Genomic DNA, 21518 nt, shown 5'->3' with positions numbered 1-21518 from the left:
TTATTCAGGCCAGACGATATCGTTGGCGAACCACTCTTTACCCTTGCCCAGTGTCAGTATCGGCTTGCCGGCCTGGGCAACCTTGTCGATCAGAACGTCATATTGATATCGGTTATTGGCGCCCTGGTGGGTTCGTTCCTCGATGGAAATTCGTGATTGGTAACCGGCTTCGTACGCGATATCGTCGACTTTCGCGGCTCGAGTGCGGGTGGAATCGAGCAGCCAGAGTCGTTCCGATTCAATGCCCCGTTTCGACGTTGAAATCAACGCTTCAAGTTCGTCTTCGGGAAACCACGCGCCATTTTCTCGAGCGGCGGCATTGAGGAGCTGGTTCTCCTCCCCCAGAACGATTTCCATTTTTCGTGTGTCGATGACGTAGGCAAATATGACCTGCTGATCGTGCCGGATGGTTTCGTAGTTGCGCTCGGAATCCAGTTCCACGTCGGATACATCAGACCATTCGTTGTCGGACGTTCCCGACTCATTGTCCGATTCTCCAGGCTTGTGTCCGGGGTATTTGTTTTTCTGATTGTTGTAGCGCAGGTATTCCGGGTCGGGCGAATCGGTGCCCCTGCCGGCGTACTGATGGACCAGTTTGAGACTGACAGTGGCACTGATCGGTTTTTCGGTCGTTGCCCCGCGAGGATGTTTCAGGCGAGGCAACATCCGTCCATCATTGTGGAACTCGAACGGCGTGCGCTCATCAGCTCTGAACAGGGCCGGGATGTCTGTCCGGTACAAACAGTCGCTGGCGTTGCGCAGATAACCCAGTTTTATAAGGAATCCGTCGAGGAATTCGCGGCTGACACTCTCACTGAAACCGCCATAGTCACCGAGGCGACTGATCAGCAACTTGCCGTTCCTCAGCGGCAGGAGCAAAGGTTCTATTTCTTCATGCAAAGCGTCGAAACGTGAAGGATTGCCGGCATCGAGAGAGTGTGTCCTGTGCTGCGTTACCCATTCGGGAAGTGCTGTAGGATTGACGATCAGGTCGTCGTGCAATCGGATGTGTTGAAGGGGTGACAGGTTGCAGGAGCGCAATTCCATGATTCGCTCACCGTGAGTCATCTGTGGATGCAGCTGTGCGAAATACGTACTCAGCAATTCCGACGTGGCCACTTTCAAGTGTGCGGGCATCGATGTGATTCGCGGCAGTCTTGCGGGCACCGCCGATGCCCCGCCGGACTCGTCTGCATTCGGCCGTTTGAGCGGATTGCCTGTACCGCTCTGTCGAGCAGGGCTCCAGGTCGACTCACCGGCATTCCTGAAAAGCGCAGGCCCCGGCGCAAGCTTTTTGTACAGATCCATTGCCCGATAGGTACCCAGGCTCATATCGAACTCCACGTACACCGTACCGACATCTTTCACATCGACGAATTTGCGTCCGACCACATAACGCAAGCCTTCTTCATCGGGCGGTTGCATATTGCGCAGCAGGCTGGGGTTCAATAGATAGCTGCTCAGCAAGGTTGTCGATTTTCGCTGCAGGTCGGGCAAGTCCGAGACTTCGATTCTTGAGGTCCCGGATATTGTTGCGGATGACTGGCTGTGGCCCGGGTATCGAGGGTTCGATATTGCCGGGTCGAGTAGCGAATGATGTGCGCGTGGATCCTGAATCTGTGGCCGCAATCGGGGAGCCTCGAGCGATGGGACGGCGGACGTTCCGGTGCGGGGAGGGGTTGGCAGTAAGGGCGTTTTGGGACGCATGGGGTCATTCCTTGACGATGATCAGATGTTCGATCGGGATTGGGCGGGACGGATCGTTCTCGAGTCTCCAGCTGTTGCTGAGGACGTTGTAGAAAATGCTCCCGGGAGCGGCGTCGGGCAGACGAATGTTCAGAACCGGCACATCACTGGTTTCCAGTTCTCCACGTTGCTGGTGATCGCGGATGTCCAGAATCAATACCTGAATCGTTGGGTAGCCCCGTGCATCGACGGCACAGAGCCCGATCATTTCAAACAGGGCATTGATCCGGTAACGGTTTCCTGAATAGACCACGACATCGATGGTCTCCAGCGGCAGCTGTGGATCGTTGCTGTCCGGCAAATGAACATGGATGCTGCCGATTTTGAGTAGATCGTTCTTGATAGTGAGATCGTCGGGGCTGATCCGCTCCTGTAGATGACGGGTGTGAATGACCCAGGTCGAGGACCCCGAAACGATGGCATCGGCTGGGGCGGTAGATAACCGCATGGAAATTGCTCTGGCGGGATACAGCTCATAGGTCGCGGATCGCCCCTCCAGCCAGTAGCTGGTGTTGTGCTCGTCAGTCTGAAAGTCGACCCGCTGCGGAGTCGCCTTCAAAGTACGCTTCGTGATGGTGGGCCTGAGGAATGTGTATCGGCCTGCACGTTCGCGCAGCGAGGCCCGGCTTTGAATGACGGTATAGCCGGTCTTTTTTGCATCATCGATATACGAGTTGCGTGGAAAGTCGAGGTGGTAGGAAACACCGTCGCGCATCACCAGAACAATCGGATGAGTTGCCGTCCAGCCGGAGGCTCTGATGCCGCCGCCCCTGTCGGTTTTCTTGTCGGGGTTCTCTTTCATTATCCCGTGTAGGGAAAGCAGGCCTGCCGGGTAATTGAATGTGATGGTGAAGTGGACATCCGTGTAGCCAAGAAACGTGAATGCACCTTTCTCGGTTTTTGAAACGGTGTAGATGGCCCTGACTTCATTGATTTCGGTGCTGTCATGCTCAACGTAGATCGTACTGGACGCGGCCTGATCGTTTTGCGTGGCTATCAGCGTCGAATGACGTGTCTGACGGGAAATGAAGTAGGACGAATGTGCGTTTTTCGAAATCCTGCAGGGATAGTCATTGACCGGGGCGGGGGAAGTCCTGCTCATGCCGACTGTCAGGACAGTGACGCTGAGCGTCAGCTCGCCAGTTCCCACGATGTTGGCAGGCCATATCGGTTGCAGGTGGAAACCGTCCTGGGTAATGAACAGCCATTTGTCATTGTGCAGTGAGCGTTTGCGACCGACTGTCCGGTAGACCGCTTCAAGTACCAGTTCCCGTCGCGGAGTTCCGGGTGAATCGTCGCGCAGCGATTCGATCACCAGTGCATCATCGCGCAAGTACCAGCGCTGGATGGCTTCAAGCGTCACGCCCAGATAGACCGTGCTCGTCTCTGCACCGTCATCGGTGATGGATACGGTACGGCACATCGGGTCGAGAATATAGGTGTCGTTACCCGGCCCCCCGACGACGGATCCGTGGAGGCCGCGAACGGAAATCCGGTCATCTCCCGCACCGGCGTCAACGTGGTCGTCACCATTGGCGGAAATGATGTCCGCCTGATCGGAACCCGTCACGCGATTGGCCGCACCGGCGAGCGTCTCGACCTTTTCGATGGACTTGAGCGTCGAGTGCAGCACAGGTCCCAGCGCCGGGTTCGCGGGACGCAACTTCAGCGTGCCTTTCTTCAGGTCAATGTCATAACCGAGATTGCGCGGTGGGTCGGGAATGTGATCGAGATGCCTGTGCGTGCCTTGCAGCCATAGCAGATCCATACCGTCCCCTCCCGACAGTTCGCTGACCTCGGTCGGATCGAATGAGAGCGATCCGGAAGCTGACTGAAAGAGAAAGGAGTCCTCCTTCTCTCCGCCATGCAGGACTTTTCTGCCTGTGCCATAGCTGAAGACGTTGGCTTTGTTCCGTACGCCCTGCACGGTGTCATTGCCTGAACCGAGGCTCCACAAAACGCTTTTGGCCGGATCGGTTTTCGATTGGGTAACAATGGCGTCCGAGGTCGGCAGGCCATCCCTTGCGTCATAAATGTCATCGGCGTCACTGATGACCGGCCGATTCTCGGCGACGTATGGGGTTTCGCCACGGGATTCATCCCACTGATAGCGATAGAGGCGTGTGGGCTGCATCTTCACCTCGAACCGACCACTGACGATCACATCGACGGTTTCCTTGAATTCATTGTCGAGCCAGCCGAGGCTGCGGGTCTTCAGAGCTTTGGCGTAGTCAGCGGTGGTCTTGGCAATCAGGTAGCGATCCATGAGCGCCTTGTCCTGATCCTGGCCGGTGAACGCAAACCAGCCAGCACGCCAGCGTTCGTTCACCGTCAGCTCGATGTAGTCGTCAATATCGTCGACTGCCCGCACGGCGCCATAGATTTTCGCCCCCACAATCATGATTGCGGCGGCGGCGATACCCACTGGGCCGGCAGCCTGGAATCCCGCCAGTGCCGCGCAGCCAAGGGCCAGGGACAACGCGCCACTGAACACGCCCAGTCCGCCGGTGACGTACAGGTCCTGAGCCTCCTTGCCCTGGGCCTTGGCCGCATCATTGAAGGATTTGATGGCGATGTAGATATCGAAGGGCAGCGTCAGCGCGCTGGCGATCAACCCGGCTCCGCGAGACAGCCACTTGCCCATGGAGGTCTTGCCGAAATGTTCGAAGGCCATGGATCCCTGACGGATCATTTGCTCGCCGGTCTTGCTCAGCGCGTACTCGACACCCAGCGAGGTGATTTCCGCGACGCCTCCACCAACGTTGATCAGGGCTTCAGTCGTATCACCTTTCTTCAGCGCGTCGATGGCGCCGATGTAAGCGCTGTAGAGCCCGTACGCTTGCATCCCGACACCCATGCTGGCCATCCCGCGGCTTTTGGTTTTATCGACCCAGTCCGGCAAGTGGTCGGGCAACGGGTCTCGACGAATGTCCAGGCGTTGGGTGACGTTCAGCAGGTGGTTGATCTTGTTCATGGCGTCAGCGAATTCGCCCGTGGACTTCTCACGCATAAGGGGTGGGGCATCGGGGGAGCGTTGGGTGACGATTTCGTACAGCAGGGGCGGGATCTGAGCGTTTTCCGGCGAGGGCACGGATCTCATGCGCTGTTCGATTTGAGCCGTATCGAACTCCAGTGCATCGATGAACGCTTGGTCAGCTTCGGAAAGGTAGGTGTTGGTCGACGAGAGGGTTTTCCCATCGATTCGGCCGCCCAAGGCCTGGAGCGTCTGGCGGCTGACGCTGAATTCTCCAATGCGCAGAGGGCCGAACAGAGTGTCCAGGTCCGCAAGCCCGGGTTTTTGGCCCGAAGTCTGAAGGGACGACTCCGGGGGAATGTTCAGATCGGATATTTTGATCGGCGCTGACAGCCAGCCAGTCCGGGATAGATCGTTCGGTTGATTCATCAAAGTCATGGTTCTTTTCACAAGTCCGTTTGTGGTGCAACGGCCGGAATGTGGCACGGGGCACGGACGTGTTCATGAGCTTTTGCTTTGCCAGATATTTGCCGGTGCTCACCGTGCGACGTGCGCGCCGGTGAGCGTTGGGCGAAGGCTTAATAGGCGTATCGCAACAAGGTGTGTGGCAGGTGTCGCAATACAAAAAAACCGAAAAGGGCAAAGAGCGCCGGCAATACCAGCCACCAGACTTTCTGCGGCATCGCTCCAAGAGGTGCGCGGCGTTGACTCAACCACAGGCCTGCTGCGCAGACGCAGGCGGCGAGCATGGCTCCGGCCAGCACATCGGTTGGCCAGTGCGCTCCCAGATAAACCCGTGACAGGGCAATTGCCAGCGCCGGTATGCAGCCGAGCAACAGCCAGGTCAGTCGCAGCCTCGGCGGCTGACCGCGTCCGGCCAGTACGGCAAGCGCCAGGAACAGAGCAAACGATCCGGATGCATGGCCGCTGGGCATGCTGTAGCTGGTGAGTGGATCGGTCAGCACTTCCGGACGTACCCGGGCGAAGAACATTTTGGTCCCGGTGTTGGCCAATGCCGTGACGAGCAGGGTGCCACCCACGAAGATTGCGTGGCGCCACTGACGGCACAGCAACAGAAGCGCAGTCAGCAGGGCGCTGAACAGCAGCATGTTGCGGAATTCACCGATCAGGGTGAAAACCACCGCCACCTCATCCAGCGCCGGTTGGCGATGTTCCTGCACCAGGGTCATGACGCCCTGATCGAGGGCGGTCAGGTACGGGTAGCCGATGAACAGGCCGATCAGGATCAACAGGCTCATGCTGCTGATCCAGACCGTCGCCCGGCGATGGCTACGCAGGCTGCTGTTGGCACTCAGGCCGACCATCACCGCAATGCTGCCGGCGACGATCCCGGCCTGCAGCCAGAAGCCTTCCGGCAACGGCAGACGAATCGCCGCGCCGGTGGCCCAGCCCGGCAGCAGATACGCCAGACTCCAGCCAGCCGCCGCCAACAGGCTCACGGCGGCGAAGCGCGGGAAGGGCATGTCGCACATGCCGGCAACCATCGGCAGCATCGGACGCAACGGGCCGATGAAGCGTCCAACCAGAAGGCTGGCGATGCCATAGCGCTGGAAATAGGTTTCCGCACCGGCCATCCATTCCGGGTGATGGCGCAGGCCCGGCAGACGCCGGATGTTCTGGTGGAAGTGACGACCGAGGAAATACGAAATCACATCGCCGAGAATCCCGCCGAGGAAACCCAGCAACAGGGTTTCGCTCAATGACAGGGCACCACTGCCGGCCAGCACCGCCACGGCAAACAGCAGCACCGTTCCGGGCACGATCAACCCGGCAATCGCCAGGCATTCCACGCAGGCCACGACAAACACTGCAGCGGCCAGCCACTGCGGATTGGCAGCCAGCCACCCGGTCACGCTATCGAGCCATGGGCCCATACAAACCACTCCATTTCATTGATGTCCCTGATCGGCGAGCCGCAGGGGGTTGCATTCACAGCAGAAAATAATCGCGACCTTCGACCTGACCCCGACGCAGCGGGTTCCGCGTGCACCACTGGGCATAGGCGGCATCGACGAAGCGATACATCAAGTGTTCGTCACGGCCATGGGGAATGCCCAGACGGGTGGTCTGAATCACATGAGTTGGCGCAGGACCGGTGTCTTCCACCAGCAGGATTTCATGGTCGAAGCGCTTGGCATTCCACACCGGTACTTTCAGTCCCAGCGCCTTGCACAGCAGTGTCTGCCCGGCACACAGTTTCTGCGACGGGCGCGGGCGACCCTGGGCATCGGGGTTGTTCAGCAGCATCTGCGCCAGACTGGCCGGGCCGCTGATTTCGTCGACCCACGGATAGGCCGATTTGATCAGCACCGCATTGCCCGGGCCCTGCGCGCTGAAGTTCAGCGAATCGCCGCCACGGGCGTAGTACATATAGATGTGGCCGCCGTCCAGAAACAAAGCCTTACGCTTTTCTGTGTAGCCGAGGGACGCGTGGCTGCCTTTTTCATCGCAGTAATACGCTTCGGTTTCGATGATTCGGGCGCTGAGCCACAAATCGCCGACGCGGTGGCGGATGACTTTGCCGAGCAGATCACGGGCCAGTGTCTGGGCGTCACGGTCGAAAAAGGCGTCCGCGAGGCCGACAGGCTGGCGCGCGGAGGTGGCGCGAACGGTCAGGTTGGACATGGCAAACAGGGTTTATCCAGGCGGAGGAGGTCGTGATGATAACAATTCGCGGCTTAATCCCGGCTGAACGTCGGCAAATCGCCGTCCATTTCGACCATCCGCCCGTCACCGCTGTTAGTCCCGGGACGCGACAGCTATAATCTGCCGCTTTCCTCTTTGCCAAGACCCCAGCAGACCATGACTGAGTCCGTTCTTGACTATATGACCCGATTGGGTCGCGCCGCCCGCGAAGCTTCCCGCGTTATCGGCCGAGCCAGCACCGCGCAGAAAAACCGCGCCCTGCTGGCTGCCGCCAATGCCCTGGACGCCGCCCGCGCCGAGCTTGCGACAGCCAATGAACAGGATCTGGCCGCCGGTCGCGCCAACGGTCTGGAGCCGGCACTGCTGGAACGTCTGGAACTGACCCCGGCGCGCATCGACGGAATGATCGTCGGCCTGCGTCAGGTTGCAGCGCTGCCGGATCCGGTCGGTGCAATCCGCGACATGAGCTTCCGTCCGTCGGGCATTCAGGTCGGCAAGATGCGTGTACCGCTGGGCGTGATCGGGATCATTTACGAATCCCGTCCCAACGTGACCATCGATGCCGCGAGCCTGTGCCTGAAGTCCGGCAACGCGACCATCCTGCGCGGCGGTTCCGAAGCGATTCATTCCAATCGCGCGATTGCCGCCTGCATCCAGCGCGGTCTGGCCGAAGCCGAACTGCCGGCCGCCGTGGTGCAAGTGGTGGAAACCACCGACCGCGCCGCTGTAGGCGCGCTGATTACCATGCCCGAGTACGTCGATGTGATCGTCCCGCGCGGTGGCCGTGGCCTGATCGAACGCATCAGCCGTGATGCCCGGGTGCCGGTAATCAAGCATCTGGACGGCATCTGCCACGTCTACGTCAGCGAACACGCCGACCTGCCGAAAGCCCAGCGCATCGCCTTCAATGCCAAGACCTATCGCTATGGCATCTGCGGTGCGATGGAGACCTTGCTGGTCGATCAAAGTGTTGCGAAGGATTTCCTGCCGTCGATGGCGAAGCAGTTCCGCGAAAAAGGCGTCGAGCTGCGCGGTTGCGAGCGCACCCGGGCGATCATCGAAGCCGTAGCGGCGACCGAAGAAGACTGGAGCACCGAGTACCTGGCGCCGATTCTGTCGATCCGCGTGGTGGATGGCCTGGATCAGGCCATCGAACACATCAACCATTTCGGCTCCCATCACACCGACTCGATCGTCAGCGAAAACCTCGCCGACACCCGCCAGTTCGTGGCTCAGGTCGACTCGGCGTCGGTGATGATCAACACCCCGACCTGCTTCGCCGACGGATTCGAATACGGATTGGGTGCCGAGATCGGCATTTCTACTGATAAGCTGCACGCCCGTGGCCCGGTGGGCCTCGAAGGACTGACCTGCGAGAAGTACATCGTGGTCGGTGATGGCCAGTTGCGCGGCCAGGCGACGGTCTGACTTGTCCGACCTTGACCTGAAAGCGCCGAAACCCGGCAAGAAGCCCCGTCCCCGGCGCATTGGCGTACTGGGCGGGACGTTCGACCCGGTGCACGTCGGCCATTTGCGTGGCGCGCTGGAAGTCGCCGAAGCGCTGGGGCTGGACGAGCTGCGCATGATGCCCAGCGCCCGGCCGCCGCACCGCGACATGCCGCAGGTGTCGGCGCGGGACCGGCTGGCAATGGTTGAATGTGCGGTAGCCGGTGTGCCGCCACTGGTGGTGGACGCCCGCGAATTGCAGCGGGACAAACCGTCCTGGACCATCGATACCCTGGAGTCGCTGCGGGCCGAAATGGCCGCCGAGACCCAGGTTTTTCTGCTTCTGGGCTGGGACGCATTTTGCGGCCTGCCCACTTGGCACCGCTGGGAAGAGTTGCTCCAGCATTGCCACATCCTGGTGCTACAGCGCCCGGACGCCGACAGCGAACCGCCGGATGCCTTGCGCAACCTGCTGGCAGCGCGTTCGGTGAGCGACCCGCTGGCCCTGAAGGGGCCGAGCGGACAGATTGCATTCGTCTGGCAGACACCGCTCGCGGTTTCCGCCACCCAGATCCGTCAACTGCTGGCCAGCGGTAAGTCGGTACGTTTCCTGGTGCCCGACGCGGTCCTGGCCTACATCGATGCGCACGGTCTGTACCGTGCGTCGAACTGAACAAGGCGTGCTTCACTGATACGAATCCACGTGTCGCCAAGCCGCCGAATATATGAGCAAAACGAGTTTTATATGACTGACAAAGACCAAACCAAAGTAAAGCGCAAAGGCACATTCAAGAGCGCCCCGCTGCCAGAGCCGGTCAACACCAACGAACCGCTGAAGGGCGACGAGCTGGTCAAGGTGGCCGTTGCAGCCCTGGAAGACGTCAAGGCCCAGGACATCCAGATCATCGATGTGCGCGACAAGCAGAGCATCACTGACTACATGATCATCGCCACCGGTACTTCCAACCGTCAGATCAACGCGATGCTGGACAAGGTTCGCGAAGAGGTCAAAAAGCAGGGTGCCAGGCCGCTGGGCGAAGAAGGCAAGGGCGACAGTGACTGGGTGCTGCTGGACCTGGACCTGGTGATCGTGCACATGATGACCGCCTCGGCTCGTCAGTTCTACGACCTGGAGCGCCTGTGGGCCGGTGCCGAGCAAAGCCGTGCGGCGGACGCCAAGCACCACAGCCCGGAAAACACCCACGAGCACTTCACCAAGCTCAACAAAGACCAGCTGTAAGGGACGCGCTGTGCGACTGCGACTGATCGCCGTCGGTTCACGCATGCCCAAATGGGTGGAAGAAGGCTGGCATGAATATGCCAAGCGTCTTCCGTCCGAGCTGGCGCTGGAACTGGTGGAAATTCCGCTCAACACCCGTGGCAAGAACGCTGACGTGGCCCGTTTCATCCGCCAGGAAGGCGAAGCCATGCTGGCCAAGGTCGGGCAGAACGAGCGGATCGTCACCCTCGAAGTCCATGGCAAGCCGTGGAGCACCGAGCAGTTGGCGGTCGAACTCGATCGCTGGCGTCTGGACTCGCGTACGGTCAACTTCATGGTCGGCGGCCCCGAAGGGCTGGCGCCGGAAGTCTGTGCCCGCGCGGATCAACGCTGGTCGTTGTCGCCGCTGACGCTGCCGCACCCGCTGGTGCGGATCCTCATCGGCGAACAGCTGTATCGTGCCTGGACCGTGCTGTCCGGTCACCCTTACCACAAGTAGTTCTGCCCTCATGTCCCAGCCGATCCGCATCAAGGACCACGAAAAAGACGCCCGTCTGGTGCGTGGCCGCGTTGTGTTCGGCGCAATTGCGATCATTGCGCTGATCGGTGTGCTGATCGCGCGCCTGTATTACCTGCAGGTGATTCAGTACGAGTACCACTCGACCCTGTCGGAAAACAATCGGGTGCATGTCCAGCCGATTCCGCCGACCCGTGGCCTGATTTTCGACCGCAACGGCGTGGTGGTGGCGGACAACCGCCCGAGCTTCAGCCTGAGCATGACCCGCGAGCGCTCCGGCGACTGGCAACAGGTGCTCGATGTGATCGTCGAGGTGCTGGAGTTGACGCCGGAAGACCGGGTGATCTTCGAGAAGCGCATGCGTCAGGGCCGTCGGCCGTTCGAACCGGTGCCGATCCTGTTCGAACTGACCGAAGAACAGATCGCCCGGATCGCGGTGAACCAGTTCCGCCTGCCGGGCGTTGAAGTGGTCGCGCAACTGGTCCGTCACTACCCGCAGGGCGCGCATTTCGCGCACTCGGTGGGTTACATGGGGCGGATCAACGAGAAAGAGCTGAAGACCCTCGATCCGGTCAACTACAGCGGCACCCACCACATCGGCAAGACCGGCATCGAGCGCTTTTATGAGGCCGAGCTGCACGGTCAGGTGGGTTACGAAGAAGTCGAGACCAACGCCCGTGGCCGTGTCCTGCGCGTGCTCAAGCGTACCGATCCGGTGCCGGGCAAGGACATTGTCCTGAGCCTCGACATCAAGTTGCAGGAAGCTGCCGAGGCCGCGCTGGGCGGCCGGCGTGGGGCGGTGGTAGCGCTTGATCCGAAAACCGGCGAAGTATTGGCGATGGTCAGTCAGCCGAGCTTCGACCCGAACCTGTTCGTCACCGGCATCAGCTTCAAGGCTTACGCCGAGCTGCGCGATTCGATCGACCGGCCGCTGTTCAACCGTGTGTTGCGCGGTCTGTACCCGCCGGGTTCGACGATCAAGCCGGCGGTGGCGATTGCCGGTCTCGATGCGGGCGTGGTGACGGCGTCGAGCCGGGTGTTCGACCCCGGTTACTACATGCTGCCCAACTACGATCACAAGTACCGCAACTGGAACCGCACCGGGGACGGCTTCGTCGACCTCGACACGGCGATCATGCGGTCCAACGACACCTACTTCTATGACCTGGCGCACAAGCTGGGCATCGACCGGTTGTCGGCCTACATGAACAAGTTCGGCATCGGCCAGAAGGTCTCGCTGGACATGTTCGAAGAATCCCCCGGCCTGATGCCGTCCCGCGAGTGGAAACGCGCGACCCGGCGTCAGGCGTGGTTCCCCGGCGAAACCCTGATTCTCGGGATTGGCCAGGGCTATATGCAATCGACCCCGCTGCAACTGGCCCAAGCCACGGCGCTGGTGGCCAACAAGGGCGTGTGGAATCGCCCGCACCTTGCCAAGACCATCGAAGGCGAGAAACCGAAGGATGAAAACCCGATGCCGGACATCATCCTTCGCGACCCGTCCGACTGGAACAAGGTCAACCACGGCATGCAGCAGGTGATGCACGGTGCCCGAGGCACCGCGCGCAAGGCTTCGATCGGCGCGCAATACCGGATCGCCGGCAAGTCGGGTACGGCGCAGGTCGTGGCGATCAAACAAGGCGAGAAGTACGACCGCTCCAAGGTCCAGGAACGCCACCGCGACCACGCCCTGTTCGTCGGCTTCGCGCCGGCGGATGACCCGAAAATCGTGGTGTCGGTGATGGTCGAGAACGGCGAGTCCGGTTCCGGCGTCGCGGCGCCAGTGGTGCGGCAGGTCATGGATGCCTGGCTGCTGGATCAGGACGGACGCTTGAAGGCCGAATACGCCAGCCCAATCAGTGCGGAGGCTACGGCCCGTGATGAATAATTTCGATCGCATGCTCTCCAGCGAGGATGTGATGCGTCGCCGGGCGACGCTGCTGCAACGTTTGCATATCGACGGCCCGTTGCTGGTGCTGCTGTTGATTCTCGCGGCCGGCAGCCTGTTCGTGCTGTATTCGGCCAGCGGCAAGAGCTGGGATCTGCTGGCCAAACAGGCCACGTCGTTCGGCATCGGTCTGGTGTCGATGATCGTCATCGCCCAGTTCGAGCCAAGGTTCATGGCGCGCTGGGTGCCGCTCGGTTATGTGGTCGGCGTTGTGCTGCTGATGGTGGTGGACATCATGGGCCACAACGCCATGGGTGCGACTCGCTGGATCAACATTCCCGGGGTGATTCGCTTCCAGCCCTCGGAATTCATGAAGATCCTGATGCCGGCGACCATCGCCTGGTACCTGTCCAAGCGCACGCTGCCGCCGCAGCTCAAGCATGTCGGCATCAGCCTGTTGTTGATCGGTGTGCCGTTCGCCCTGATCGTGCGTCAGCCGGACCTCGGCACTTCGCTGCTGATTCTGGCCGGCGGCGCCTTCGTATTGTTCATGGGCGGGTTGCGCTGGCGCTGGATTCTCAGCGTGCTGGCGGCGGCGATTCCGGTGTCGGTGGCCATGTGGTTCTTCATCATGCACGACTACCAGAAACAGCGGATCCTGACGTTCCTCGACCCGGAAAGCGATCCGCTCGGCACCGGCTGGAACATCATCCAGTCGAAAGCTGCCATCGGTTCCGGCGGGGTATTCGGCAAGGGCTGGCTGCTGGGCACCCAGTCGCACCTGGACTTCCTGCCGGAAAGCCATACCGACTTCATCATCGCCGTACTGGGTGAAGAGTTCGGCCTGGTGGGCATCTGCGCACTGTTGCTGATCTATCTGTTGCTGATCGGCCGTGGCCTGGTGATTACCGCCCAGGCGCAGACGCTGTTCGGCAAATTGCTGGCCGGCGCCTTGACCATGACGTTTTTTGTTTATGTTTTCGTCAACATCGGTATGGTCAGTGGCCTGTTGCCGGTGGTGGGGGTGCCGTTGCCGTTCATTAGCTACGGCGGAACTTCGCTGGTGACGCTGCTGTCAGCGTTTGGGGTTTTGATGTCGATCCATACCCATCGCAAGTGGATCGCACAGGTTTGAATAAGGTGAAGAGTTCAATGCAAGTAATGCGTGACTGGGCGACACGATACGCACCGTGGCTCGGCCTGGTAGGCATCCTTGGCAGCGCGCAGGAAGCGTTGGCCGGCGATTACGAAGGCTCGCCCCAGGTGGCCGAATTCGTCGGTGAAATGACCCGCGACTACGGCTTTGCCGGCGAACAGCTGATGGCCGTGTTCCGCGAGGCTCAGCGCAAGCAGGCCATTCTCGACGCCATCTCCAAACCCGCCGAACGGGTCAAGCAGTGGAAAGAATACCGGCCGATGTTCATCACCGACGCGCGCATCGCCCGCGGTGTGGACTTCTGGCGCCAGCACGAGGCCACCCTGGCCCGTGCCGAGCAGGAATACGGCGTTCCGGCCCAGGTGATCGTGTCGATCATCGGCGTTGAGACCTTTTTCGGACGTAATACCGGCAATTACCGGGTGATCGATGCCTTGTCCACGCTGGGTTTCGACTATCCTCCCCGTGCCGAATTTTTCCGCAAGGAGCTGCGTGAGTTCCTGCTGCTGGCGCGCGAAGAGCAGGTCGACCCGCTGACCCTCAAGGGATCCTACGCCGGTGCGATGGGCCTGCCGCAGTTCATGCCGAGCAGTTTTCGCGCCTACGCGGTGGATTTCGACGGCGACGGTCACATCAATATCTGGAACAACCCGGATGATGCGATCGGCAGCGTCGCCAGCTATTTCAAGCGTCACGGCTGGGTCGCCGGCGAGCCGGTGGTCAGTCGCGCGGATGTACGGGGCGAGCAGGTGGATGAAGGCCTGACCACCGGCATCGAACCGACGAAAACCGTCGGGGAGTTGCGAGCGCTGGGCTGGTCGAGTCATGATGCGCTGCGCGATGACATGCCGGTCACCGCATTCCGCCTCGAAGGCGACAATGGCCCGGAATACTGGATGGGCCTGAAGAATTTCTACGCGATCACGCGTTATAACCGCAGCGTGATGTACGCCATGGCCGTACATCAACTGTCTGAACAGCTGGTACAAGCACGGGGCGTCAAGTAATGCGGGCATTGCCTATCAATAAACCCCTGAAGCTGGTGGCTTTCGCTGCGTTGGCGGTGCTGGTCGCCAGTTGTTCGACCAGCCGTTCGCCGAGCCAGAAGACTTCGTCCACTGCCGTTCGTGCGCAGCCGGGCCTGGACATCAACCGGGCCCACAAGGACGGTGCGCCGTGGTGGGACGTCGACGTGTCGCGCATCCCGGACGCCACGCCGACCCTGCACACCGGCCCGTACAAGGCCAACCCGTACACCGTGCTGGGCAAGACCTACTTCCCGTTGCAGGAATCCAAGACTTACGTGGCCTCCGGCACCGCTTCCTGGTACGGCACCAAGTTCCACGGTCAGAACACCGCCAACGGCGAGGTCTACGACCTGTACGGCATGAGTGCCGCCCACAAGACATTACCGCTGCCGAGTTACGTTCGGGTGACCAACCTGGACAACAACAAGAGCGTGATCCTGCGGGTCAATGACCGCGGGCCGTTCTACTCGGACCGGATCATCGACCTGTCCTACGCCGCAGCCAAAAAGCTCGGTTATGCCGAAATCGGCACCGCGCGGGTCAAGGTCGAAGGCATCGACCCGCAGCAATGGTGGGCCGCCAAGGGCCGTCCGGCGCCTTTGATGCTCAACGAGCCGCAAGTCGCGCAGAATAGCGCCCCGGTGATCACGGCCTCGGCCGGCACCGTCGAGCAATGGACTCCGCCACCGCAGCAGCACGCCGCGGCCGTCGTGCCGGTTCAGCTCGATGCAAAAAAAAACGCTTCTGCACCAGCGTCTGGCCAGTATCTGCAGGTGGGCGCGTTCGCCAACCCGGACGCTGCAGAACTCCTGAGGTCGAAGCTCAGCGGGATGGTGAGCGCTCCGGTGTTCATCAGCTCGATCGTGCGCAATCAGCAGACCCTGCACCGGGTTCGCCTGGGACCGATCGGTTCGCCGGGTGAAATTGCCCAGGTACAGAACAGCGTGCGCCTGGCCAACCTGGGTTCGCCAAGTGTGGTCACCGAGTAAACGTAGGACTTGATTGACGGTTCACCAGCGATTGGGGGGTGAACCAGGTTGTTGGCTCGTCGAAGAACAAAAGCCCGGCAAGGGTGACTGGAGTGAGCAACTGAACACGCGATGGCCCGTTAGAAAGCCATCTGATTAATTTTGTCCGCAAGGACAGTTTCCATTAGCGATTTCGAGAGACGGATGAACATCACCACCTTTGCCAAACGCCTGTGTCTGCTAGTCCCGCTGCTCCTCTCGCCTGCCGCGTTCGCGGCCGAGATGATGCCGTCGCCACCACAACTGGCCGCCAAATCCTACGTGCTTATGGATGCCAACAGCGGCAACGTGCTGGTGGAGAACAACGGTGACCAGCGTCTGCCACCGGCCAGCCTGACCAAACTGATGACCGCGTACATTGCCACGCTGGAAATCCGTCGCGGCCAGATCGGTGAAAACGACCCTGTGACCGTCAGCGAAAACGCCTGGCGCACCGGCGGTTCGCGGATGTTCATCAAGGTCGGCTCGCAAGTCACTGTCAGCGACCTGCTGCACGGCATCATCATTCAGTCCGGCAACGACGCCAGCGTCGCGGTGGCTGAACACATCGCCGGCAGCGAAGATGCCTTCGCCGACCTGATGAACAAGACCGTCGCTGATCTTGGCATGACCAATACCCACTTCATGAACCCGACCGGTCTGCCGAACCCTGAGCACTATTCGTCGGCTCACGACATGGCGATCCTGGCGCGCGCGATCATCCACGAAGACCCTGCGCACTACGCGATCTACTCGCAGAAAGAGTTCTTCTGGAACGGCATCAAGCAGCCTAACCGCAACCTGCTGCTGTGGCGCGACAAGACCGTCGATGGTCTGAAAACCGGTCACACCGACGAAGCCGGCTACTGCATGGTGTCTTCGGCCGTACGTGACGGCATGCGCCTGATCGCCGTGGTGTTCGGTACCAACAGCGAAGTGGCTCGCGCCGCCGAGACCCAGAAGCTGCTGACCTACGGTTTCCGCTTCTTCGAAACCCAGACCTTCTACCAGAAGGGCACCGAACTGGCTCAGGCCCCGGTGTGGAAAGGCACCACCAATCAAGTCAAGGCCGGCCTGGCTGAAGACCTGACCATGACCCTGCCGAAAGGCCAACTGAAGAAGCTTGCTGCCAGCATGACCATGAACCCGCAACTGACCGCGCCAATCGCCAAGGGCGACGTGATCGGTAAAGTCGAAGTGAAACTGGACGACAAGGTGGTGCACAGCGCCGATCTGATCGCCCTGGACGCTGTCGAGGAGGGTGGTATCTTCCGCCGCATGTGGGATAGCATCCGTCTATTCTTCTACGGCTTGTTCAACTGATTTGAGTTGACCCGCATGGCCCCGCACCCATCCGGTGCGGGGCCTTGTTCGTTACCGGGCTTACGCTTACGAGGCCGTTACGCCATGACCGATACCGAAGTAAAGGCGCCAAAGATCGAATTTCCCCAGGTTGATTATCCGGTTAAGGTGATCAGCGATACGGGCGTCGGCAACAAAGACAAGATCATCGACATCGTCAAGAAACACGCCAAGATCAACGATGAGCGTGTGGACGAGCGTCAAAGCAGCAACGGCAAGTACACCACCATCCAGTTGCACATCGTCGCGACCGACCAGGATCAGCTGTACAACATCAACAGCGAACTGCGGGCGACCGGTTTCGTGCACATGGTGTTGTGATGCCGGGCACGCTGGGCTTTCGCGAGCTTGGCCAGATGGCTTACGAGCCGGTCTGGCAGGCCATGCAGCGTTTTACCAACGAGCGTGGCACCACGGCCCCGGACGAAATCTGGCTGGTCGAACACCCGCCGGTGTTCACCCAGGGCCAGGCCGGCAAGGCCGAGCACCTGTTGCTGCCGGGGGATATTCCGGTGGTGCAGGTCGACCGCGGCGGTCAGGTGACCTACCATGGCCCCGGCCAACTGGTGGCGTACCTGCTGCTGGACGTGCGCCGACTCGGTTTCGGCGTGCGCGATCTGGTCAGCCGCATGGAGCGCTGCCTGATCGAACTGCTGGCCAGCTACGGCGTGACCGCCGTGGCCAAGCCGGATGCTCCCGGCGTCTACGTCGGCGGAGCGAAGATCGCTTCTCTGGGTTTGCGGATTCGCCACGGTTGCTCCTTTCATGGCCTGGCCCTGAACGTGGACATGAACCTGGAGCCGTTTCGACGGATTAATCCCTGCGGCTATGCCGGGCTGGCGATGACCCAGCTGAGCGAGCACGCAGGATCGATTGAATTTGCCGAGGTAAGTGCCCGGCTGCGTGCGCAGCTCGTCAAACACCTCGACTATGCTGAGCAGACGACCCTGACGGGCGGAATCGACTGATATGACTACTGATGCAGTGCAAACCATGATCCCGACGCTCGACGTGACCGAGCGGCCGGCCCCGCGTCCCAAGGTTGAAGCCGGCGTCAAGCTGCGCGGCGCCGAGAAGGTTGCACGCATCCCGGTGAAGATCATTCCAACCACCGAACTGCCGAAGAAACCCGACTGGATCCGCGTGCGCATCCCGGTTTCCCCGGAAGTCGAGCGCATCAAGAGCCTGCTGCGCAAGCACAAGCTGCACAGCGTTTGCGAAGAGGCATCCTGCCCGAACCTGGGTGAATGCTTCTCCGGTGGCACCGCGACCTTCATGATCATGGGTGACATCTGCACCCGTCGTTGCCCGTTCTGCGACGTCGGCCACGGTCGTCCGAAGCCACTGGACGTCAACGAGCCGGAAAGCCTGGCCATCGCCATCGCCGACCTGAAACTCAAGTACGTGGTGATCACCTCGGTTGACCGTGACGACCTGCGTGACGGCGGTGCCCAGCACTTTGCCGACTGCATCCGCGAAATCCGCAAACTGTCGCCGAACGTGCAGCTCGAGACCCTGGTTCCGGACTACCGTGGCCGCATGGACATCGCCCTGGAAATCACCGCGGCCGAGCCGCCGGATGTGTTCAACCACAACCTGGAAACCGTGCCGCGCCTGTACAAGGCTGCGCGTCCGGGTTCGGACTACCAGTGGTCGCTGACCCTGCTGCAACGCTTCAAGCAGATGATGCCGCACATCCCGACCAAATCCGGCCTGATGCTGGGTCTGGGCGAGACCGACGACGAAGTCATCGAAGTCATGAAGCGCATGCGCGAACACGACATCGACATGCTGACCCTGGGCCAGTACCTGCAACCGTCCCGCAGCCACTTGCCGGTGCAGCGTTTCGTGCACCCGGACACCTTCGCCTGGTTCGCCGAGGAAGGTTACAAGATGGGCTTCAAGAACGTCGCGTCCGGCCCGTTGGTGCGTTCTTCGTACCACGCTGACGAACAGGCGAAACTGGTCAAGGCCGAGCTGCTCGGTTCCTGATTCAGCGCTGAATGAAAAAATGCCCGCCGGGGTTTATCGCCCGGCGGGCATTTTTTTGCCCGCCTACACTCGTTACTGACTTTTCCTGCAATCTGCGGCGCAGTCGAGCCTCTTCTGTTTGTCGCCGTTCCTGACTACTGTGTGAGCATGACTTCACACAGGGAGATCCATGGATGACCGTTCGACCGACCCACACCCTTTTTCCGCACAAGCCGGTGCCCGCGCTGCCGTCGGAAGGGCTGATAGGCGTCATTGCGCCCGCCGGCCCCGGCACGCTGGATACCGAAAAGGCCGTTCAGTGGATGCGCGCCCGGGGTTATGGTTTGCGAGTGTTCCCTAGCGTCTACGAGAAGGATGGCTATCTGGCCGGCAGCGACGAGGTGCGGCTCAACGATCTGCACGCGGCGTTCGCTGACGAAGAGGTGGATGCAATCATCTGCCTGCGCGGTGGCTACGGCACGCCAAGGTTGCTGGACCGGATCGACTACGACTTGCTGAGCCGCCATGCCAAGCCCTTCGTCGGTTACAGCGACATCACCGCGCTGCATCTGGCCATCAGTCGCTACGCCGGGTTCGTGACCTTTCATGGGCCGTTGTTGAATGCCGATCTGCTGGGGGACAAGGAACCGCCGACGGTGACGTCGTTCTTCGCCATGCTGCGCGGTCAGTTGAAGGCCGGGAGTGTGCTGAGTCATCCGGCGGCTTATCCACTGACCACCGTGGAACCGGGCATCGCTCACGGGCGTTTGCTGGGTGGCAATCTGGCGATGATCGCCGCGACCCTGGGCACGCCCTACGAAATCGATGTCGAAGGGGTGATTCTGCTCATCGAGGACATCAACGAGCCGCTGTACCGGATCGACCGTTTGCTGACCCAGATGCGTCTGGCGGGCAAGTTGGCCAGATTGCGTGGCGTGCTGGTCGGGGACGTGGCGGGCGTGGATGTCGAGGCCTTGAACCGCCTGCTCAAGCAGACCTTTGAGCCGCTGCGGATTCCGGTGCTGTCCGGCTGGCGCAGCGGGCACTGCGATCCGAACCTGACGTTGCCGCTGGGGGCGCTGGTTCGACTTGATGCGGGGAAGAAGGAATTGATGCTGGAGCAGGATGTGGTGATTCGCTGATCGAACCACAAAAAAAGACCGCCGCCTGAAGAGGCGGCGGTCTTTTTGTTTTACTGGTTACGCAGGCTTTCCAGCAGCTTGTGTGTCGGATAACCGTCCGCCGGCCAGCCGAATGACTGCTGCGCACTGCGGATCGCCTTACGCGTATTGGCACCGATGATCCCGTCTGCCGCACCGGCGTCGTAGTTGCGCGCGGTCAGCAGGTTTTGCAGTTCGATGCGCTCGGTGCGGCTCAACGGCAGGTCATCTTTTGGCCAGCTGCCATTGATCAGGCCGGCACCGTTGAAGCGCTCGGACAGCAGGCTGACGGCCAGTGCGTAGGACGACGAGTTGTTGTACTTGAGGATCGCCCGGAAGTTATCGAGGATCAGGAACGCCGGGCCACGGTAGCCAGCCGGCAGCAGCAGGGCGGCGGACAGTTGCTCGGAGCCGGCCGGCACTTGGCCGCCGTTCGGCAGGATCACGCCCAGTTGCCGCCATTCGGCGACGCTTTTGCGAATCGCGCCGTCGGCCAGGGTGTAGTTGAAACCGCTCGGCAGTTGCACTTCGAAGCCCCACGGCTGGCCACGCTGCCAGCCTGAGCTTTGCAGGTAATGCGCGGTGGAGGCCAGAGCGTCAGCCGGGCTGCCCCAGATGTCGCGGCGACCGTCACCGTCGAAATCCACGGCGTGGGTGTTGTAGGTGGTCGGGATGAACTGGGTCTGGCCCATGGCGCCAGCCCAGGAACCGAGCATTTTCTCCGGCGTGATGTCGCCCTGCTGCAGAATCTGCAGCGCCGCAATCAACTGCGCATGGGCAAAGCCCGGACGGCGGCCTTCATACGCCAGAGTGGCCAGCGAGTTGATCACCGACTTGCTGCCCTGGAATTGGCCGAAGTTGCTTTCCATCCCCCACACCGACACCAGCGCCTGACGATCGACGCCATAACGCTGTTCGATGCTTTGCAGGATATCGGCGTACTGGCTGATCAGGGCCTGGCCTTTGCGCACGCGCAAGGGTGAAAGGGCTCCGTCCAGGTATTCCCAGACCGGCCGGGCGAATTCCGGCTGGCTGCGGTCGGCGCGAATCACGCTGGCATCGAAGCTGACATTGGCGAATGCGCGGTCGAACAGGTCGGCACGGATGCCGGCAGCCAGAGCGTCCTTGCGAAAGCCCGCCTGCCATTCGGCGAAGGTCTGGGTCGGTTGCAGGTCGAGGTCGTCACCGGACGGCACTACCGGCGGGATGACCGCTGGGGCTGTGGCAACGGGAACGGTCTGAAGCGGTTGAGCGTCGGCGGCGGTGGGTTTTTCCGCGCAGGCGACGAGCAGTACGAAGCTGGAGGCAGCGATCAGTTGGCGGAAGGGCCAACGACGGGAAAGACTGAGGGGCATGCACAGGTCCAGGGGATACGAA

General features: G+C 61.0%; 18 protein-coding genes. 13 read left to right on the top strand and 5 right to left on the bottom strand.

Annotated features, from left to right (window positions below):
* The 4 genes from N8H71_RS10770 to N8H71_RS10755 all read right to left on the bottom strand — a co-directional run bounded on the left by N8H71_RS10770 (nt 1) and on the right by N8H71_RS10755 (nt 7366).
* Nucleotides 1-1497 (bottom strand): hypothetical protein, encoded by a 1497-nt coding sequence (locus tag N8H71_RS10770; RefSeq protein ID WP_262193963.1) that lies wholly within the window; start codon nt 1495-1497, stop codon nt 1-3.
* A 214-nt stretch (nt 1498-1711) separates the two neighbouring features.
* Nucleotides 1712-5149 (bottom strand): calcium-binding protein, encoded by a 3438-nt coding sequence (locus tag N8H71_RS10765; RefSeq protein WP_262193962.1) that lies wholly within the window; start codon nt 5147-5149, stop codon nt 1712-1714.
* A gap of 149 nt (nt 5150-5298) precedes the next feature.
* Entirely contained in the window at nt 5299-6615 is a 1317-nt protein-coding gene (locus N8H71_RS10760; protein ID WP_262193961.1) for a bifunctional DedA family/phosphatase PAP2 family protein, read from the bottom strand.
* A gap of 55 nt (nt 6616-6670) precedes the next feature.
* Nucleotides 6671-7366 carry a DNA-3-methyladenine glycosylase gene (locus tag N8H71_RS10755; RefSeq protein ID WP_262193960.1) on the bottom strand — a complete coding sequence of 232 codons (696 nt, stop codon included), beginning with the start codon at nt 7364-7366 and terminating at the stop codon, nt 6671-6673.
* A 177-nt stretch (nt 7367-7543) separates the two neighbouring features.
* Here N8H71_RS10755 and N8H71_RS10750 point away from each other — a divergent pair, with 177 nt between their 5' ends.
* The 13 genes from N8H71_RS10750 (at nt 7544) to N8H71_RS10690 (ending at nt 20123) form a co-directional block, all read left to right on the top strand.
* Nucleotides 7544-8815, top strand: a complete 1272-nt coding sequence (locus N8H71_RS10750; RefSeq protein ID WP_262193959.1) for a glutamate-5-semialdehyde dehydrogenase — start codon at nt 7544-7546, stop codon at nt 8813-8815.
* Nucleotides 8784-9506 carry a nicotinate-nucleotide adenylyltransferase gene (gene nadD, locus N8H71_RS10745; RefSeq protein ID WP_262193958.1) on the top strand — a complete coding sequence of 241 codons (723 nt, stop codon included), beginning with the start codon at nt 8784-8786 and terminating at the stop codon, nt 9504-9506. The genes N8H71_RS10750 and nadD overlap by 32 nt, the downstream gene beginning before the upstream one ends.
* A 72-nt stretch (nt 9507-9578) precedes the next feature.
* Entirely contained in the window at nt 9579-10073 is a 495-nt protein-coding gene (gene rsfS / locus N8H71_RS10740; RefSeq protein ID WP_064382180.1) for a ribosome silencing factor, read from the top strand.
* 10 nt (nt 10074-10083) lie between these two features.
* Nucleotides 10084-10551: a 23S rRNA (pseudouridine(1915)-N(3))-methyltransferase RlmH gene (gene rlmH / locus N8H71_RS10735; protein ID WP_009051038.1), complete on the top strand. Its 468-nt coding sequence runs from the start codon at nt 10084-10086 to the stop codon at nt 10549-10551.
* A gap of 10 nt (nt 10552-10561) precedes the next feature.
* Nucleotides 10562-12457 (top strand): penicillin-binding protein 2, encoded by a 1896-nt coding sequence (gene mrdA / locus N8H71_RS10730; RefSeq protein ID WP_262193957.1) that lies wholly within the window; start codon nt 10562-10564, stop codon nt 12455-12457.
* A gap of 31 nt (nt 12458-12488) precedes the next feature.
* A complete protein-coding gene (rodA, locus tag N8H71_RS10725; RefSeq protein ID WP_262194038.1) occupies nt 12489-13592 on the top strand; it encodes a rod shape-determining protein RodA in 1104 nt (367 codons plus the stop codon).
* A 17-nt stretch (nt 13593-13609) separates the two neighbouring features.
* Complete coding sequence (gene mltB, locus N8H71_RS10720) at nt 13610-14620, top strand: lytic murein transglycosylase B (protein WP_007958658.1); 1011 nt, start codon at nt 13610-13612, stop codon at nt 14618-14620.
* Nucleotides 14620-15630 (top strand): septal ring lytic transglycosylase RlpA family protein, encoded by a 1011-nt coding sequence (locus N8H71_RS10715; protein WP_262193956.1) that lies wholly within the window; start codon nt 14620-14622, stop codon nt 15628-15630. Before mltB ends, N8H71_RS10715 begins: the two co-directional genes overlap by 1 nt.
* 183 nt (nt 15631-15813) lie before the next feature.
* Nucleotides 15814-16971: a D-alanyl-D-alanine carboxypeptidase family protein gene (locus tag N8H71_RS10710; protein ID WP_192562519.1), complete on the top strand. Its 1158-nt coding sequence runs from the start codon at nt 15814-15816 to the stop codon at nt 16969-16971.
* 84 nt (nt 16972-17055) lie between these two features.
* Nucleotides 17056-17331 (top strand): DUF493 domain-containing protein, encoded by a 276-nt coding sequence (locus N8H71_RS10705; protein ID WP_007958664.1) that lies wholly within the window; start codon nt 17056-17058, stop codon nt 17329-17331.
* Complete coding sequence (lipB, locus tag N8H71_RS10700; RefSeq protein WP_262193955.1) at nt 17331-17978, top strand: lipoyl(octanoyl) transferase LipB; 648 nt, start codon at nt 17331-17333, stop codon at nt 17976-17978. Before N8H71_RS10705 ends, lipB begins: the two co-directional genes overlap by 1 nt.
* 25 nt (nt 17979-18003) lie before the next feature.
* The gene (gene lipA / locus N8H71_RS10695) at nt 18004-19002 is read left to right on the top strand and encodes a lipoyl synthase (protein WP_162803535.1); all 999 of its coding nucleotides are present in this window, start codon (nt 18004-18006) and stop codon (nt 19000-19002) included.
* A gap of 173 nt (nt 19003-19175) precedes the next feature.
* Complete coding sequence (locus N8H71_RS10690; RefSeq protein ID WP_262193954.1) at nt 19176-20123, top strand: S66 peptidase family protein; 948 nt, start codon at nt 19176-19178, stop codon at nt 20121-20123.
* Between the two features lie 50 nt (nt 20124-20173).
* On the opposite strand, the gene N8H71_RS10685 is transcribed toward N8H71_RS10690, so the two are convergent.
* The gene (locus N8H71_RS10685; RefSeq protein WP_262193953.1) at nt 20174-21496 is read right to left on the bottom strand and encodes a lytic murein transglycosylase; all 1323 of its coding nucleotides are present in this window, start codon (nt 21494-21496) and stop codon (nt 20174-20176) included.
* Between the last annotated feature and the right edge of the window lie 22 nt (nt 21497-21518).

The organism is Pseudomonas koreensis (genome assembly GCF_025447595.1).
GTDB classification, from domain to species: domain Bacteria; phylum Pseudomonadota; class Gammaproteobacteria; order Pseudomonadales; family Pseudomonadaceae; genus Aquipseudomonas; species Aquipseudomonas koreensis_H.
The sequence above is the reverse complement of the archived record's forward strand: the minus strand, read 5'-3'. Positions and strand labels throughout refer to the sequence as shown.

Excerpts from the sequence above, each read along its gene's own strand:
- N8H71_RS10765 (WP_262193962.1), bottom strand. The coding sequence starts at position 5,149 with ATGAATCAACCGAACGATCTATCCCGGACTGGCTGGCTGTCAGCGCCG.
- N8H71_RS10760 (WP_262193961.1), bottom strand. The coding sequence starts at position 6,615 with ATGGGCCCATGGCTCGATAGCGTGACCGGGTGGCTGGCTGCCAATCCG.
- N8H71_RS10755 (WP_262193960.1), bottom strand. The coding sequence starts at position 7,366 with ATGTCCAACCTGACCGTTCGCGCCACCTCCGCGCGCCAGCCTGTCGGC.
- N8H71_RS10750 (WP_262193959.1), top strand. The coding sequence starts at position 7,544 with ATGACTGAGTCCGTTCTTGACTATATGACCCGATTGGGTCGCGCCGCC.
- nadD (WP_262193958.1), top strand. The coding sequence starts at position 8,784 with ATGGCCAGTTGCGCGGCCAGGCGACGGTCTGACTTGTCCGACCTTGAC.
- rsfS (WP_064382180.1), top strand. The coding sequence starts at position 9,579 with ATGACTGACAAAGACCAAACCAAAGTAAAGCGCAAAGGCACATTCAAG.
- mrdA (WP_262193957.1), top strand. The coding sequence starts at position 10,562 with ATGTCCCAGCCGATCCGCATCAAGGACCACGAAAAAGACGCCCGTCTG.
- rodA (WP_262194038.1), top strand. The coding sequence starts at position 12,489 with ATGCGTCGCCGGGCGACGCTGCTGCAACGTTTGCATATCGACGGCCCG.
- mltB (WP_007958658.1), top strand. The coding sequence starts at position 13,610 with ATGCAAGTAATGCGTGACTGGGCGACACGATACGCACCGTGGCTCGGC.
- N8H71_RS10715 (WP_262193956.1), top strand. The coding sequence starts at position 14,620 with ATGCGGGCATTGCCTATCAATAAACCCCTGAAGCTGGTGGCTTTCGCT.
- N8H71_RS10710 (WP_192562519.1), top strand. The coding sequence starts at position 15,814 with ATGAACATCACCACCTTTGCCAAACGCCTGTGTCTGCTAGTCCCGCTG.
- N8H71_RS10705 (WP_007958664.1), top strand. The coding sequence starts at position 17,056 with ATGACCGATACCGAAGTAAAGGCGCCAAAGATCGAATTTCCCCAGGTT.
- lipB (WP_262193955.1), top strand. The coding sequence starts at position 17,331 with ATGCCGGGCACGCTGGGCTTTCGCGAGCTTGGCCAGATGGCTTACGAG.
- lipA (WP_162803535.1), top strand. The coding sequence starts at position 18,004 with ATGATCCCGACGCTCGACGTGACCGAGCGGCCGGCCCCGCGTCCCAAG.
- N8H71_RS10690 (WP_262193954.1), top strand. The coding sequence starts at position 19,176 with ATGACCGTTCGACCGACCCACACCCTTTTTCCGCACAAGCCGGTGCCC.
- N8H71_RS10685 (WP_262193953.1), bottom strand. The coding sequence starts at position 21,496 with ATGCCCCTCAGTCTTTCCCGTCGTTGGCCCTTCCGCCAACTGATCGCT.